The sequence below is a fragment of the Frigoribacterium sp. AC759 genome (assembly GCF_979256015.1).
The window spans coordinates 13,270-28,382 of record NZ_CEEDMT010000011.1 but is presented as its reverse complement, the minus strand read 5'-3'; the positions used below and the strand labels follow the sequence as shown (position 1 = coordinate 28,382).

Below are 15,113 nucleotides of genomic sequence, written 5' to 3'. Positions count from 1 at the left end.
TCACTTGCCGGCAGCGGCAGCGGAGCCTACGCGGGCAGCGGCGGAGCCTGCGGCAGCAGCGGCGGAGCCTGCGGCAGCAGCGGCAGTGCCTGCGGCAGCGGCGGCGGCATGCGGGCCGGTGCGGAACGGCGTGCCGTTCAGCCGGTGGTCGCCCAGGGCCCGCTCGCGGTGGATCGCGGGGTTGTGCGAGGCGATCGTGCGCGCGTTGCGCCAGTGCCGGTCGAGCGACCGGTCTGCGTCGACGGCCGACGCGCCTCCCACCTCGAAGAGCGAGGTCGCCGCCTCCAGCACCAGGGGCAGCACGACCTGCTGCGCCTCGAAGACGGTGGCCAGCGCCCGCTGGTACTCGTCTTCGCCGGCCCCGTCGTCGCCGTCGAGCGCGTCGAGACCCCGCACGGCGGACAGCGTGATCGCCTCGACCGACGACGCGATCGCCGAGAGACGACCGACGACGCTCTGGACAGACGGATCCTCCCGGGGCAGCGACACGCCCGCCACCCCGTACGTGCGGGTGCGCGGGCGGACGAACCCGACCGCGTCGCGCAGCACGGCCCGCGCCGTGCCGGCCTGCGCCGCGAGCAGCACCAGCTGGTACAGCGCCTGCGTGTGAGCCAGCGGTCGGCGCTCGGCGTTCTCGCTCCAGGGCAGCACCTGCCGCGGGTCGACCTCGACGTCGTCGAACACGGTGGTGCCGCTGCCCGTGAGACGCTGACCGAAGCCGTTCCAGTCGTCGACGCGGGTGACCCCCGGCGCATCGGCCGGCACCGCCAGAGCCACGGCCTCGTCGCCCCGCCTCGCCCCGACCCAGATCCAGTCGGCGTAGATCGTGCCCGTGCTGTAGAACTTCCGCCCCGAGAGCAGCAGGCGACCGCCTCTCTCGTCGAGGCGCGTCTCGGTGGCCGTCGCGTCGCCGCGTTCCGCCTGGGCGTTGCCCACGAGGGTGCGACCGGCACCGAGCCTCCTGAGCCATTCGGTGCGGAGCGCCCCCTCGGGCTGCGCTCGCTGCGTCTCGACGAACGCGATGTGACCGCGCAGCAGCTGGGGCAGGTTGGAATCGGCGGCGCCGAGGCGGATGAGGAGGCGGAACTCCTGTTCGAGGGAGATCCCCCAGCCACCGAATGCGGTCGGCACGCGCAGGGCCCCGAAGCCCGCCTCCTTCAGGGCGGCGACCTCGTCACGAAGGAGGCGGCGGTCGCGTTCGCGCGCCACGGCGCCGTCTGCGATCGCCTCGATCACGGGGCCGAAGGCCGACTCGAGGCGCTCGTCGAGGTCGCGGTTCTGTTCGCTCATGCCGTCCTTTGTGTCACGGGCGGGACCGGTCGCGACAGTGCCCCGTCACATGACGACACGTCGTGACACACGGCGAAAGACGGCGACACATGTCGCACGGCGCGGCGCGGGGCTCTGGCAGGGTTCACAGCCATCACCCGCCCCTCGACGTCAGGAGTCACCGTGTCCGATCACGACGCACCGCAGCAGTCCGCACCGCAGCAGTCCGATGCGCAGGAGTCCGATACGCAGCAGTCCGCAGGCGGAGGACGTGCACCCAGCGGGCTCCGCGCCTCCCTCGACGACTCGCGGCGACGGCGACGTCGCGGGCTGCTCGCCGGCGTCGGGGTGGCCGTCGCGGCGGCGCTCGTCGGCGGCGGCTTCTGGGCGGGCACCGCCGTCGGGGGCGCCGACGCGCAGGCCGCGGGTTCGGGCGGGTCGGGCGAACGGCTCAGCGTGCGGATCGCGGGCAGCGGCGAGAGCGACCTCCAGGACGCCGTGAAGACGGTGGCCGCCGAGGAGGGGCTCGACGTCACGTGGGTCAACTTCGACGACTGGACGCTGCCGAACTCCGCGCTCGTCGCCGGCGAGGTCGACGCGAACGCCTTCCAGCACACGGCGTTCCTCAGCGCCTACAACGTCGCGAACGACACCGACCTGACCCCGGTGTTCTCCACCACGATCACGCAGTGGGGCGTCTTCTCGGCGACCCTCGACTCGATCGGCGACATCGGCCAGGGGGCCCGGATCGCCATCCCCGACGACGCCTCGAACGGCGGCCGCGCCCTGTTCATCCTCCAGGCCGCGGGATTGATCGAGCTGGGCCCCGACGTGGGCGTCTACCCGACCGTCGACGACGTGACGGGCAACGACCTCGGGCTCGAGTTCGTGCCGATCGGCGCGACGACGATCCCCACCCAGTTCGACGACCCGAGCCTCGACGCCGTGGTGGTCGGCACGTCGTACTTCGACCCCTCGCAGGACGTCGACGCCGACGACGCCCTCTACCTCGACGACTCGCTGAGCGCCGAGTCGCGGCCCTACGTCAACGCCGTCGTCACGCGCGCCGACGACGCGGACGACGAGGCGTGGACCCTCCTCGCCGACGCCTACGCCGACCCGCGAGTGGCGGACGCGCTCGAGGAGGAGTCGTTCGGCGCCACGCAGCTCGTCGACGTGTCGGCCGCCGATCTCCGCAGCACGCTCGCCGAGCTCGAGACCGCCGCGCGCGAGCTGGACTCGTGACCGCCGCCCCGGTCGTGACCTTCGAGGAGGTCTCGAAGTCGTACACCGTGCAGGGCCGGCGCTTCGAGGCGCTCAGCGACGTGAACCTGGAGGTGCGGCGCGGCGAGGTCTTCGGCATCGTCGGCTACTCGGGGGCCGGCAAGTCGACGCTGCTGCGCACGGTGAACGCGCTCGAGCGGCCGACGAGCGGTCGGGTCGTGGTCGACGGGCGGGAGGTGTCGTCGCTGAAGGGCAGGGAGCTGTACGCGGCCCGCCGCCGGATCGGCATGGTGTTCCAGCAGTTCAACCTGCTGTCGTCGCGCACCGTCTACGGCAACATCGCCTATCCCCTGCGGCTGTCGGGGCTGTCCCGAGACGACACCGTCGACCGGGTCGACGAGCTGCTCGACTTCGTCGGACTCGCCGACAAGGCGCTCGAGTACCCGGCCAGACTGTCGGGCGGGCAGAAGCAACGGGTCGGGATCGCCCGCGCCCTCGCCAACCGGCCCGACGTGCTGATCTCCGACGAGGCCACCAGCGCGCTCGATCCGCAGACGACCGGCGAGGTGCTCGACCTTCTCCGCCGGGTCAACGACGAGTACGGCCTGACGGTGCTGCTGGTCACCCACGAGATGGACGTCATCCGCGAGCTCGCCGACAGCGTCGCCGTGATGCAGGGCGGCCGGGTCGTCGAGAGCGGGTCGGTCTACGACCTCTTCGCCGACCCGCAGCACCCCACGTCGAGACGGTTCGTCTCGTCGGTACTGCACCACGAGGCGACTCCCGGAGCCCTCGCGCGGATCCGTGAGGTGCACACGGGACGCATCGTGCGCCTCCACGTCGAGGACCGCGAATCGAACGACCCGTTCCTCTCCCGCGTCGCCCGCACGCACGGCATCGACTTCAACGTCGTCTACGGCGGCATCAGCGAGCTGCAGTCGAGGCTGTTCGGCGATCTGACCGTCGAGCTGCTCGGCGACGACACGGCCATCGACCGGGCGGTCGTCGACCTCCGACGGACGACGACCGTGACGGAGGTGACCGCCGGTGCGTGACATCGACCCCGCCGTCCTCTGGCCGAAGATCGTGACGGCGCTGCTGCAGACCCTGCAGATGGTGACCGTGTCGTTCGTCCTGGCGACGGTGCTCGGTCTCGTGCTCGGGCTCGTGCTCTACTCGACCCGGCGCGGCAACCTGCTGCAGAACGCGGTGGTCTTCACGTCGCTGAACGCGGTGATCAACGTGATCAGGCCCATCCCGTTCATCATCCTGATCGTCGCGATCTCGCCACTGACGCGTGTCGTGATCGGCACGAGCATCGGCACGGAGGCCGCGATCTTCGCGTTGACGATCGTCGCGACGTTCTCGATCGCGCGCATCGCCGAGACGAACCTGGTGGCCGTCGACCGAGGCTCGGTCGAGGCGGGCGCCGCGATGGGGGCGTCGCCCGTGCGGGTGCTCGCGACGATCGTCGTACCCGAGGCCCTCGGACCCCTCGTGCTCGGCCTCACCTACATCTTCGTCGCCCTGGTCGACGCGACCGCCGTGGCCGGACTCGTCGGCGGAGGCGGACTCGGCAACCTCGCCATCACCTACGGCTACCAGCGGTTCGACACGTTCGTCATGGTGACCGTGATCGTGCTGATCATCGTGCTCGTGCAGGTCGCGCAGCTGCTCGGCAACCTCGTCGCCCGCAAGGTGCTGCATGAGGAGCCGGCCGGTCGGTGACCGGTCGGCGAGCCGTCAGCGACGACGGCGACAGCGACGCCGACGGGCAGCGCCGACGGGCCGAGCCGACACGGCGGGGGTTCGATGTGTACGGTCGTCCACATGACTGTCGACCACTTCGCCGGAGACGACCGCAGCAACCGCGAACGGATGCTCGCCGGAGACCTCTACATCGCCGACGACCCCGAGAACGCGCGCCTCGCGCAACGGGCCGTGCGCCTCGCCGACGCCTACCATCGGGCGGCCGTGGAGGACGAGGCCGCCGCCAGGCCCCTCCTCGAAGAGCTGGTCGGATCACTCGGCGTCGACGCGTTCGTCAAGCCGCCTCTGTTCGTCGACTACGGCGAGAACATCCACATCGGGGCCCGCACGTTCGTCAACTACAACCTCACGGCGCTCGACGTCGCCACGATCACCATCGGCGACGACTGCCAGATCGGGCCGAACGTCCAGCTGCTCACCCCCACGCACCCCGTCGACCCGCAGCCGCGACGAGACAAGCTCGAGGCCGCCCGGCCCATCACGATCGGCGACAACGTCTGGCTCGGCGGCGGAATCATCGTCTGCCCCGGCGTGACCATCGGCGACGACAGCGTCATCGGCGCCGGGGCCGTCGTCACCCGCGACATCCCATCGGGAGTCGTCGCCGTCGGCAACCCGGCGAGGGTCGTCCGACGCATCGCGACCTGACACGGATGCGCGACCGGCTCGGCGCCCAGGGCGACGAGGCTCAGGCTCGAGACGCCTCGCCGGCATGCTCGACGGCGTCGTCGACGATGTGCGAGACGTGTCGGTCGGCGACCGAGTAGATCGCCTCGCGGCCGACGCGCGTGACCTCGACGAGACCTGCCGACCGGAGGACGCGCAGATGCTGCGACACCAGGGGCTGAGCCAGACCCGAGGCCTCCACGAGCGCGGTCACGCCCGCCTGCCCCTCGCCGAGGAGGCGGAGGAGTCTGAGTCTCGAGGCCGACGACAGGGCCTTGAAGAGCTCCGCCGCGGAGTCGAGGGCATCGGTGCTCATGACCGACACATTAGCCTCCGCGAATGCGACGAGGGCCCCACCGACCGGTGGGACCCTCGATCATGCGGCGCAGTCGGCCGTCGGACGATCAGTGCTCGTCGTAGTGGTCGCCGTGCTGGGCGTGCTTGTGCTCGCCGTGGACGTAGTCGACGTGGTCGTCGTGCGTGACGGTCTCGTGGCCGCACTCGGTGCCGTGCTCGTGCTCGGTGACGGTGTGCTCGGCGTGGACTTCTGCATCGGTCATGGTGGTGCCTCTCTCATCGGGGGGATGCACCCATCACATCAGACGCATGCATCTATGGCAATACGTTTATCCAATCGATGATGAGAACCGGAACCATCGTCACGTCACGTCCCCGCCGCGACCCCGCACCGACGCGGCTCAGCCGATCCGCCCGATGCGGGACTGGATGGCCATGGTGGCGGCCCCGCGAGCCCAGATGCCGAAGTCCGAAGCGCCGATCAGGAGCTCGACGACCGACGCGTCGGGGTCTCGATCCTCGGCCAGCGACTCCTCGATCCGCGTCCGCACGAGCGGCACCAGCCCGATGCCCTCGCCGGCCAGCACGACGGTGTCGACCATCGTGAGATTGGCGACCGCGGCGATGAACCGCCCCAGGGCACGACCGGCCTGCTCCGTCACCGTCCGGGCCGCCGGGTCGCCCGCACCGGCCAGAGCGAGGACGTCGTCGTACGAGACGTCCCTCCCCGACCCCTCCGAGACGGAGGCGCGGATGCTCGGGATCGACAGCATGGCGCTCGAGCACCCGCGATGCCCGTCCGAGCACAGCGGCCCGGTCGGGTCGAGGGGGTGGTGCGCCCCGAGCCCCAGCCCGGTGTCTCTGGTGATCCGCTGACGCCCGTGCACGACCAGGCCGTACCCGACACCGGCACCGATCGTGATGACCGCGAAGTCGTCGACCCCCCGGCCCAGTCCGAACCAGTGCTCGGCCTCGGTGAGCGCGACGACGTCGTTCGCCACGACGACCGGCAGAGCCAGCCGGGTCGCCAGGAGCCCCCCGAGGTCGATGTCGGACCAGCCGAGGAAGGGCGCTCGGACGACGACGCGCGAGCCCGACACCCGACCGCCGATCGAGACGCCGAGAGCGGTGGGCGCGACGGTGCCGACCGCGCTCGTGAGCTCCGCGACGATCTCGGCCACCGCCTCCACGATGCGCTCCGGCGAGTGGTCGCCGAGCTCGACCACGGCCTCGGCGAGGACCGCCGCACGGAGGTCCGTCGCGACCCCGAAGGCGTGCTCTCCGGTGAGCTTGACGCCCACGTGCCAGTGGGCGTCGACCCGGACGTCCAGCGGTCGCACCGGGCGTCCGATGCCGCCCCGGGCGCGCTCGTCGCTCTCGATGAGGAACCCGTCGTCGAGGAGCGGCCTGCTCAGACGCGTGAGGCTGGCCGCCGAGAGCCCCAGCCGGCGGATCAGGTCGCTGCGGGCGATCGGCCCGTGGATGAGCACCTCGCGGGCCAGCTCGCGAGTGGGCGACCGCACGTCGGGACCGGTGCCGAGCGGAACCCCGACCTCGTCGCCTGAGAAGTGATCCGATGCGCCCACACGCTCATCATGACCCACCACGACCGCTCGCGGAGACGGCGGGGCGTGCCCGGCCGCCCCCGCGAGGCCTTACCGTCGTTCGGGTGCCCTCCTCTCCGCCCGTCGACGCCCACCTGACCGGCGCCGTGTCCTGGCTCGAGCGGCACCAGATCGGCCTCTACCTGGCGGCGATCGTCGCAGCGGCCCTCGTCGGGCTGACCGTGCCGGCCGCGCACACCCTCGAGGTGGCGATCGAGCCCGTGCTCGCCCTGTTGCTCTTCGCGACGTTCCTCGGTGTGCCGTTCGCGACCATCCGGCGGGCGCTCCGCGACGGGCGCTTCCTCGTCGCGATCGGGGTGCTGAACTTCGTCGTCGTCCCGGTGGTGGCGTTCGGCCTGTCGCGGTTCGTCGACGACGAACCCGCCCTGCTGTTCGGGGTGCTCCTGGTGCTGCTCACCCCGTGCATCGACTACGTCATCGTCTTCGCGGGCCTCGCAGGCGGAGCCTCCGCCCGTCTGCTCGCGGCGGCACCGGTGCTGATGCTGGCCCAGATCCTCCTGCTCCCCCTGTACCTGCTGCTGATGATCGGCCCCGACGGCGTGGCCGTCGTCGAGATCGGGCCTTTCACCCGCGCGTTCGTCGTGCTCATCGCCGTCCCGCTGGCGGCGGCCGCGGCGGTGCATGCCGTCGCACGCCGTCATCGAGCCGGTGTCGCGATCGAGCGGACGATGCTGGCGCTGATGGTCCCGCTGATGACGGCGACGCTGTTCCTGGTCGTCGCATCGCAGGCCGGAGCCGTGGGCGCGTCGTTCGGGCGGCTGCTCGTGCTGGTGCCGATCTACGCGGGGTTCGTCGTCGTCATGGTCGCCCTCGGCGTGGGGGCGGGACGGGTGTTCCGGTTCGACCCGCCCGCGACCCGGGCGCTGGTGTTCAGCGGCACGACCCGCAACTCGCTCGTCGTGCTGCCCCTCGCACTCGCGCTCCCGGCATCGATGTCACTGGCGCCGGTGGTCGTCGTGACCCAGACCCTCGTCGAACTCGTCGGCATGGTGGTGCTCGTCCGAGTCGTCCCCCGACTCGTGCCGAGCCTGAGGGGGCGCCCTGCGAGCTAGGTCACCGCTCCGCGAAGGCGTCGGGGTCGACCGGTCGCCGGGCCCTCGGGAGCCCCTGCACGACCAGCAGATACGACTCCGTGACGAGCTCGTCGACGAGGCCGGCATCGAGGCCGCCGTCGGGGTGCAGCGTGATCCAGTGCCGTTTGTTCATGTGGTAGCCGGGAGTGATGTCGTCGTGGTCGCTGCGGAGCGCCTCCGAGTCGGCGGGTGACGATTTGAGGACGACGATCGGGTCGCCGCTCAGCGCCGTCTGCAGCATGAAGACCTTGTCGCGGACCTTGTAGACGTCCCACTCCTCGCCGAAGGGATGGGTCAGCTCGGCCCCGGGCAGCTCGTCCGCCCGAGCCGCGGCCCGCTGCTGGAGCTCGTCACGTCGCATGATGCGTCCTCTCATCCGGAGCCGTCCGTCCGTCCCTCCAGGCTAGGACGCGAGCGCGTCACGTCGCGGCGACGGCTCCGGGTTCGCCCCAGCGGGTCGTCGCGCGGGGCGGGACCATGTCGCGCGCGATCGCCCGACGGGCCCATCATGGACTCATGCCCGATGCGGAGCCCTTAGCCGGCTGCGCACACGGCGCATGCAGGAGGATCGAGGTCATGGACAGTGACACGGTGGCGTCGACTCCTCGCCTGACCCTCCGCCTGCATCGCGAGAGCGACCTCGATCGACTGGTCGCGATCTACTCCCGGCCGGACGTCGCCAGGTACCTCCTGGAGGAGCCGTGGACGGCCGAGTCCGGCCGGGTCCAGCTCGATCGACGGCTTCGTCGGACGGGTCTGGCCGAGCCCGTGGGTGCGCTCTCACTCGTGATCGAGCGGGCGGGTCTGGCGATCGGGGCGATCTCGATCTGGCGGACGGAGGCGGAGCGGCGCACGGTCGAGCTCGGGTGGACGGTGGATCCCGAGCACGGAGGCAGCGGCTACGCGACCGAGGCGGTCTCGGCTGGTCTGCGGATCGCGTTCGGACAGGACGACGTCCATCGCGTCGTCGCTCAGATGGACGCCCGCAACGCGTCGTCCGCGCGCCTCGCGACCCGGGTCGGCATGCGACAGGAGGCGCACCACCGTCAGGATTTCTGGAGCAAGGGCGAATGGACCGACAGCCTGGTCTTCGCCGTTCTCGCCGGAGAGCACCCTCCCCGGTAGGCGGCCGGTCAGCGGGTGCGGAGGAGCTCGAGGAACTCGTCGGCCATCTCGAGCTGCCGGCGCAGCTTCTCCCGCCGCGTGATCGTCTGCTCGACGAAGCCGCTCAGCTCCGCACGCAGCTCCGCCCGACGGTTCTCGTCCGAGCCGTTCTCGAGAGCATCGATGATGCGGAGCAGGTCCGCCATCTCGTCGAGACTGAATCCGAGGGGCTTCATGCGACGGATGAGGATGAGCCGCTCGTAGTCCGTCTCGGTGTAGAGCCGGAAACCGCCCTCGGTCCGACCCGAGGCCGACAGCAGACCGATCTCGTCGTAGTGCCGCAGGCTGCGCAGCGACATCTCGGAACGCTCGGCGAGCTCACCGATGTGCATCATGCCGTTCGATGTCGCCATGTGTGACCGACCTCCTAACTCGACCCTTACGTTAGGGTAGAGTTCAATTCGTCGGCTGATCAGCCGAGCACCAGAACTTCCTCCCGCCATTCTCCCGCCTTCAGATGCGGTCGAGCAGATGGCGTGGCGCCGACGCGCGCCGACCCCTCCGTCGACACCCACCCGGCTCACACGATGCGAGCCCCTCTCCCCCAGGAGTCCTCATGACCACAGCGACCACCCCGTCCACCACGAGCCGGTACCGCGCCGAGCCCTCGGTGCTGACCGCGCTCCGCACCCCGAAGATCCTCAGCCGGGAGGTCCTCGCCGGCCTCGTCGTCGCGCTGGCCCTCATCCCCGAGGCGATCTCGTTCTCGATCATCGCCGGCGTCGACCCCCGGGTCGGTCTCTTCTCCTCCTTCGTCATGGCCGTCTCGATCGCGTTCCTCGGCGGGCGCCCCGCGATGATCACCGCGGCCACGGGCGCCATCGCGCTCGTCATCGCACCCGTCGCCCGCGACCACGGACTGGACTACTTCATCGCGACGGTCATCCTCGCCGGGATCATCCAGATCGTGCTCGGCGTGCTCGGCGTCGCCAGACTCATGCGCTTCATCCCCCGCAGCGTCATGGTCGGCTTCGTCAACGCCCTCGCGATCCTCATCTTCACCGCTCAGCTGCCGAACCTCATCGGCGTGCCGTGGCTGGTCTACCCGCTCCTGGCGGTCGGCATCGTCGTCATGATCCTCATGCCGCGCCTGACGCGGGTCGTCCCCGCTCCGCTCGTCGCGATCGTGCTGATCACCGTCGCCGTCGTCGTGACCGCGATCGACGTGCCCACCGTCGGCGACGAAGGCGAGCTGCCCCGCAGCCTGCCCGAGCTCCTCATCCCCGGCGTCCCCCTCACCTGGGACACCCTGAGCATCATCGCCCCGTACGCGTTCGCGATGGCGCTCGTCGGACTCCTCGAGTCGCTGATGACCGCGAAGCTCGTCGACGACATCACCGACACCCCCTCGCAGAAGACACGCGAGTCGCTCGGTCAGGGCGCGGCGAACATCCTCTCCGGCCTCTTCGGCGGGATGGGCGGCTGCGCCATGATCGGCCAGACGATGATCAACGTGAAGGCCTCCGGCGCGCGCACCCGCATCTCGACGTTCCTCGCCGGCGTGTTCCTGCTGATCCTCGTCGTCGCGCTCGGCGACGTCGTCGCCATCATCCCGATGGCGGCCCTCGTCGCCGTCATGATCATGGTCGCCGTCGCGACCTTCGACTGGCACAGCATCCGCCCCTCGACCCTGAGGCGGATGCCGATCGGCGAGACCATCGTCATGGTCGCCACCGTCGCGGTCGTCGTCGTCACCCACAACCTCGCGATCGGCGTCGTCGTCGGCGTCATCACCGCCATGGTCGTCTTCGCGCGCGGCGTCGCCCGCCTCGCCACCGTGGAGCGCACACTCGCCGACGACGGCACCGCAGCGCACTACACCGTCACCGGGGCGCTGTTCTTCGCCTCCAGCAACGATCTCACCACCCTGTTCCGGTACCGCGACGACCCCGAGCGCATCGTCATCGACCTCACGCAGGCGCACGTCTGGGACGCCTCCACCGTCGCCGCCCTCGACGCGGTCACGACGAGATACGAGCGGCGCGGCAAGCACGTCGTCCTCGAGGGGATGAACGAGGCCTCCAGCCGGATGCACGACCGGCTCGCCGGCAGGCTGGGCGCCGGCCACTGACCCGTCCGCCTGCGCGCCCGCGAGCGGCGAGACGTCGGCGCAGGGCTCGACGCTTCGGGGGCTACGACCCGCCCCGCGCCTCCTCGTCGGCTGCGACGTCCTTCTGCACGGCGAACTGGGTCCGGTGCAGCTCTTCGTAGCGGCCCGCCGCGGCGATCAGCTCGTCGTGCGTGCCGCGCTCCACGATGGAGCCGTCCTCCACCACCAGGATCATGTCCGCGCTGCGGATGGTGGAGAGGCGGTGCGCGATCACCATCGCCGTCCGTCCCTCGAGCGCCTCGCTCAGCGCCGCCTGCACGGCCGCCTCGGACGTGGAGTCCAGGGCCGCCGTCGCCTCGTCGAGGATGACGACGCGCGGCTGGGCGATCAGGAGGCGCGCGATGGTCATCCGCTGACGCTCGCCTCCTGAGAGCCGGTAGCCGCGCTCCCCCACCATCGTGTCGAGCTGGTCGGGCAGCGAGCGGATGAGCGGCTCGAGCCGCGCACGGCGGATGGCGTCCCACACCTCGTCGTCGGTCGCCTCGGGCCTCGCGAACCGCAGGTTGGAGAGGATCGTCTCGTGGAACAGATGGCCGTCCTGGGTCACCATGCCCAGGGTGCGCCGCAGGGAGGCGGAGGTCACGTCGCGGACATCCGCCCCCGCGAGGCGGACGGCGCCGCCGTCGACGTAGTACAGGCGCGAGAGCAGCTGCGCGATCGTCGACTTGCCGGCACCGGACGTGCCGACGAGGGCGACCGTCTGCCCCGGCTCGATGCGGAACGACACACCGTGCAGCACCTCGTCGCCACCGCGGGTGTCCAGTGTGGACACCTCCTCGAGGGAGGCGAGGGACACCTTGTCGGCGGACGGGTAGGCGAAGCGGACGTCGTCGAACTCGACGGCCACCGGGCCCTCGGGCACGACGACGGCGTCGGGCTTCTCGGTGATGAGCGGTTCGAGGTCGAGCACCTCGAAGACGCGCTCGAAGCTGACCACGGCGCTCATGATCTCCACCCGGGCGTTCGCGAGACCGGTCAGCGGCACGTAGAGGCGGGTGAGGAGGAGCGCCAGGGTGACCACCTCGCCGGTGTCCAGCTGACCGGCCAGGGCGAGGAACCCGCCGAGCCCGTAGACGAGCGCCAAGGCGAGCGCGGAGACGAGCGTCAGCGCGGTGACGAAGACGAACTGCAGCAGCGCACTGCGGACGCCGATGTCGCGGACCCGGGCGGCCCGGACGCGGAACTCCTCGGCCTCCTCGTCGGGGCGGCCGAACAGCTTGACGAGGGTGGCGCCGGGTGCCGAGAAGCGCTCGGTCATCTGGGTGCTCATCGCGGAGTTGTGGTCGGCGGCCTCGCGACGGAGCGCGGCGAGACGGCTGCCCATGCGCCGCGCGGGCACCAGGAAGATGGGAAGCATGATCACGGCGAGGACCGTGACGAGCCAGGACGTGCTGAGCATGACGATCAGGGTGAGGACGAGGGCCACGATGTTCGTGACCACGCCCGACAGCGTGCCGCTGAAGGCCTGCTGGGCGCCGATGACGTCGTTGTTCAGACGGCTCACGAGGGCGCCCGTCCGGGTGCGCGTGAAGAACGCGATCGGCATCTTCTGCACGTGGTCGAACACGGCGGTGCGGAGGTCGAGGATCACGCCCTCGCCGATCCGCGCCGAGAACCAGCGCGTCACGAGCGACACGGCGGCGTCGGCCACGGCGACCGCGGCGATGAGGACGGCGAGCCGCACGATCGTGGCCACCTCGCCCCGCGCGACGATGACGTCGACCACCCGGCCGGCCAGCACCGGCGTCGCGACCGCGAGGAAGGCCCCGACGATCGACAGGGCGATGAACACCACCAGCCTGGACCGGTAGGGCACCGCGAACTTCATGATGCGCCGCACGGCCTCGCGGGAGATGCCGTGCTGGCCGTCTCTCGCGCTCGAGATCTTGTAGAGCGAGCTCCAGGCCGCGCCTTCCATGCTCATCGCGGTTCCTCTCGTCGCAGCCGATCCCCTCTCGTCAGGATAGAGCGGTCAGCCCTGCCGATCCGCGCGGCGACGGCGGACGACGCCGCGCCCGGTGAGGAACGCCGCGTACCCGAGCAGCCCGACGCCGACGGCCGGCACGAGCCACGCGCGCGCGCCCGCCGAGACGCCCGTGTTCAGCCGCCCCAGCCACGGCACCGAGTACCAGACCTCGCCCATGACCTGCCCCTCGACGACGGCGTCGCGATCGGGCTCGGCGTTGGCGTCGCCCTTCAGCGTGAACGTGCGGCCCGCCTCCCCGACGGTCACCCCCACCACACGATGCGAGATGACGCCGGGCACCCCGGGGCGGATCTGATAGGTCACGACGTCGCCGACCCGGATATCGGCCGGATCGACCGGGCGCACCACCACGAGCGTCCCGGGAGGCAGACCGGGCTCCATCGAGCCGGTCAGGATGGTCAGCGGCACGCCGCCCACCACCCGCGGCACGACCACGGCGAGCAGCCCGACGGCCACGACGCCGATCAGCACGACCACCGCGACGGCCTGCGCGAGCATCGAGCCGAGGCCCCGGCCCTGCCGATCCGACCCGCCCCGCGCGTGCGAGCCCGAGCCCGAGCCCGACCGCGAGCGGGAGCCCGACCGCGAGCGCGACCCCGCCCGCGACCCCGACGGCGGGGCCGCGTGCGTCACGACGACGCCCCGAGGGTGAACAGCTGGGTCTCCGACGACGTGCACGCCGACACCTGCATCTGCGTCGTCACACCCGACCCGGTGCTGGTCAGGCACAGCGAGTTCCTGTCTCGGAACTGGAACATGCCCGTCCCGGTGCCGACCGGCACGGCGGTCCAGCGCTGAGCGCTGATCGCGTTGTCCGAGCGCAGCACGGACTGGCGATCGCTGGCGCTGTCCCAGTACAGACCCGAGACCGCGGGCGAGGTGATCTTCAGGTACTGCCCCTCGGCGACGAACTGCCACAGCTGCGTCGTGGTGCCCCGGCAGCCGCTCGACCAGAGCGGTGATCCGCTCGTCGAGCCGCCGACCGTCGCGCACCGGTTCGTGGCGACGTCGCGGACGACGTATCGATCGCTGTTGGTGAAGTACGCGGTCGCGTGCCGGATGGCCGGTGACGCCGGGGAGGTGCGGGCCGGGTTCGACGCGTCGAGCGCGCGGATGGCGTACGCGTAGTACCGGAAGGCCCCCAGCCCGGTGTCGGTGTAGCTGCGCGTCGACGCCGGCACGGTGCCGACGAGCACCCCGTCGCGGTAGACGCCGTAGCGGGACACCGCGGCCGAGTCCGACGAGGCGGCCCAGGTCAGCGAGATGCTGCTGTCCGTCTCGGAGGTCTTGGTCGGCGCCCCGGGCGTGAGGGTGTCGGCGACGGTCTGCGTCGACGTCGCCGAGCCGGCGCTGGTCCATGAACCGAGGCGCGCGGTGAGCGCGGCGGTGAGCCTCGCCGTCTGGCCCACCGAGTCGAACCGGTCGGCCTGGGTGATCGACGTCTGGACGCACCAGGACGAGGAGGCGCCGACCGGCAGGGTCCCGGAGGGTGCGCCGACCGTCGCCCACGTTCCCGACGAGGCATCGGCGGGTCGGCTGCCGCAGCGACCCGAGGTCAGCGGCCAGAGTGAGACGCGGGTCGCGGTGGCGAGGGTCGAGCCGCCCGCGGGGGTGATGGCGAGAGTCCACGGGGCGGGCACGGTGCCGGTGTTGGCGACCGTGACGGTCGCCAGATGCGAGAGGGCGGACGACGAGTAGGTCGTGGCCAGGCTCTCGACACCTGTCAGCGCGACGGCCAGCCGCCCGGTCGAGGTCGTCGCCGACGCGGTCTGCACGGGTGCCGTCCAGGTCGCCTCGGCGGGCACGGCGATCAGCGCCGTGAGCACGGCGACGACGAGGGCGGCGCCCCACACCGGGGCGCGACGCACCGAGCGGCGCGGGCTCGGTGGCCGGCGCGACCCGCGATGCGATCGGGTGTTCGTGGGCAC

At 71.3% G+C, this 15,113-nt stretch carries 16 protein-coding genes; 7 read left to right on the top strand and 9 right to left on the bottom strand.

The window, feature by feature from the left end; genetic code table 11:
- The gene (locus ACZ6JE_RS09645) at nucleotides 1–1,290 is read right to left on the bottom strand and encodes an acyl-CoA dehydrogenase family protein (RefSeq protein ID WP_464318817.1); all 1,290 of its coding nucleotides are present in this window, start codon (nucleotides 1,288–1,290) and stop codon (nucleotides 1–3) included.
- A gap of 162 nt (nucleotides 1,291–1,452) precedes the next feature.
- On the opposite strand from ACZ6JE_RS09645, the gene ACZ6JE_RS09640 reads away from it, so the two are divergent.
- The 4 genes from ACZ6JE_RS09640 (at nucleotide 1,453) to ACZ6JE_RS09625 (ending at nucleotide 4,911) form a co-directional block, all read left to right on the top strand.
- The gene (locus ACZ6JE_RS09640) at nucleotides 1,453–2,514 is read left to right on the top strand and encodes a MetQ/NlpA family ABC transporter substrate-binding protein (RefSeq protein ID WP_464318816.1); all 1,062 of its coding nucleotides are present in this window, start codon (nucleotides 1,453–1,455) and stop codon (nucleotides 2,512–2,514) included.
- Complete coding sequence (locus ACZ6JE_RS09635) at nucleotides 2,511–3,548, top strand: methionine ABC transporter ATP-binding protein (RefSeq protein ID WP_320477879.1); 1,038 nt, start codon at nucleotides 2,511–2,513, stop codon at nucleotides 3,546–3,548. Before ACZ6JE_RS09640 ends, ACZ6JE_RS09635 begins: the two co-directional genes overlap by 4 nt.
- On the top strand, nucleotides 3,541–4,221 hold the full coding sequence (locus ACZ6JE_RS09630; RefSeq protein WP_243215034.1) for a methionine ABC transporter permease: 681 nt from the start codon (nucleotides 3,541–3,543) through the stop codon (nucleotides 4,219–4,221). Before ACZ6JE_RS09635 ends, ACZ6JE_RS09630 begins: the two co-directional genes overlap by 8 nt.
- Before the next feature lie 102 nt (nucleotides 4,222–4,323).
- Entirely contained in the window at nucleotides 4,324–4,911 is a 588-nt protein-coding gene (locus tag ACZ6JE_RS09625) for a sugar O-acetyltransferase (RefSeq protein WP_464318815.1), read from the top strand.
- Nucleotides 4,912–4,951: 40 nt separating this feature from the next.
- On the opposite strand, the gene ACZ6JE_RS09620 is transcribed toward ACZ6JE_RS09625, so the two are convergent.
- The 3 genes from ACZ6JE_RS09620 to ACZ6JE_RS09610 all read right to left on the bottom strand — a co-directional run bounded on the left by ACZ6JE_RS09620 (nucleotide 4,952) and on the right by ACZ6JE_RS09610 (nucleotide 6,812).
- On the bottom strand, nucleotides 4,952–5,245 hold the full coding sequence (locus ACZ6JE_RS09620; protein WP_192060651.1) for an ArsR/SmtB family transcription factor: 294 nt from the start codon (nucleotides 5,243–5,245) through the stop codon (nucleotides 4,952–4,954).
- Nucleotides 5,246–5,333: 88 nt separating this feature from the next.
- Nucleotides 5,334–5,489, bottom strand: coding sequence for a zinc transporter permease (locus tag ACZ6JE_RS09615; RefSeq protein ID WP_192060652.1), 156 nt, complete (start codon nucleotides 5,487–5,489; stop codon nucleotides 5,334–5,336).
- A gap of 138 nt (nucleotides 5,490–5,627) precedes the next feature.
- On the bottom strand, nucleotides 5,628–6,812 hold the full coding sequence (locus ACZ6JE_RS09610) for an ROK family protein (protein WP_464318814.1): 1,185 nt from the start codon (nucleotides 6,810–6,812) through the stop codon (nucleotides 5,628–5,630).
- Nucleotides 6,813–6,895: 83 nt separating this feature from the next.
- On the opposite strand from ACZ6JE_RS09610, the gene ACZ6JE_RS09605 reads away from it, so the two are divergent.
- Nucleotides 6,896–7,903, top strand: a complete 1,008-nt coding sequence (locus tag ACZ6JE_RS09605) for a bile acid:sodium symporter (RefSeq protein ID WP_464318813.1) — start codon at nucleotides 6,896–6,898, stop codon at nucleotides 7,901–7,903.
- A gap of 1 nt (nucleotide 7,904) precedes the next feature.
- Here ACZ6JE_RS09605 and ACZ6JE_RS09600 read toward each other — a convergent pair whose 3' ends face one another.
- Nucleotides 7,905–8,285: an MmcQ/YjbR family DNA-binding protein gene (locus ACZ6JE_RS09600; RefSeq protein WP_192060654.1), complete on the bottom strand. Its 381-nt coding sequence runs from the start codon at nucleotides 8,283–8,285 to the stop codon at nucleotides 7,905–7,907.
- 215 nt (nucleotides 8,286–8,500) lie between these two features.
- On the opposite strand from ACZ6JE_RS09600, the gene ACZ6JE_RS09595 reads away from it, so the two are divergent.
- Nucleotides 8,501–9,049 (top strand): GNAT family N-acetyltransferase, encoded by a 549-nt coding sequence (locus ACZ6JE_RS09595; RefSeq protein WP_243215040.1) that lies wholly within the window; start codon nucleotides 8,501–8,503, stop codon nucleotides 9,047–9,049.
- 8 nt (nucleotides 9,050–9,057) lie between these two features.
- Here ACZ6JE_RS09595 and ACZ6JE_RS09590 read toward each other — a convergent pair whose 3' ends face one another.
- Complete coding sequence (locus ACZ6JE_RS09590) at nucleotides 9,058–9,441, bottom strand: MerR family transcriptional regulator (RefSeq protein ID WP_192060656.1); 384 nt, start codon at nucleotides 9,439–9,441, stop codon at nucleotides 9,058–9,060.
- Between the two features lie 203 nt (nucleotides 9,442–9,644).
- Here ACZ6JE_RS09590 and ACZ6JE_RS09585 point away from each other — a divergent pair, with 203 nt between their 5' ends.
- Nucleotides 9,645–11,159, top strand: a complete 1,515-nt coding sequence (locus ACZ6JE_RS09585) for a SulP family inorganic anion transporter (protein WP_464318812.1) — start codon at nucleotides 9,645–9,647, stop codon at nucleotides 11,157–11,159.
- Nucleotides 11,160–11,220: 61 nt separating this feature from the next.
- Here the strand turns inward: ACZ6JE_RS09585 and ACZ6JE_RS09580 are convergent, their stop codons facing one another.
- From ACZ6JE_RS09580 to ACZ6JE_RS09570, 3 genes are read right to left on the bottom strand one after another with little or no spacing between them, the layout of a single operon-like run.
- Nucleotides 11,221–13,122 (bottom strand): ABC transporter ATP-binding protein, encoded by a 1,902-nt coding sequence (locus tag ACZ6JE_RS09580; protein WP_464318811.1) that lies wholly within the window; start codon nucleotides 13,120–13,122, stop codon nucleotides 11,221–11,223.
- A gap of 48 nt (nucleotides 13,123–13,170) precedes the next feature.
- The gene (locus tag ACZ6JE_RS09575; protein WP_192060659.1) at nucleotides 13,171–13,818 is read right to left on the bottom strand and encodes a signal peptidase I; all 648 of its coding nucleotides are present in this window, start codon (nucleotides 13,816–13,818) and stop codon (nucleotides 13,171–13,173) included.
- Nucleotides 13,815–15,113, bottom strand: coding sequence for an RICIN domain-containing protein (locus tag ACZ6JE_RS09570; protein WP_464318810.1), 1,299 nt, complete (start codon nucleotides 15,111–15,113; stop codon nucleotides 13,815–13,817). Before ACZ6JE_RS09570 ends, ACZ6JE_RS09575 begins: the two co-directional genes overlap by 4 nt.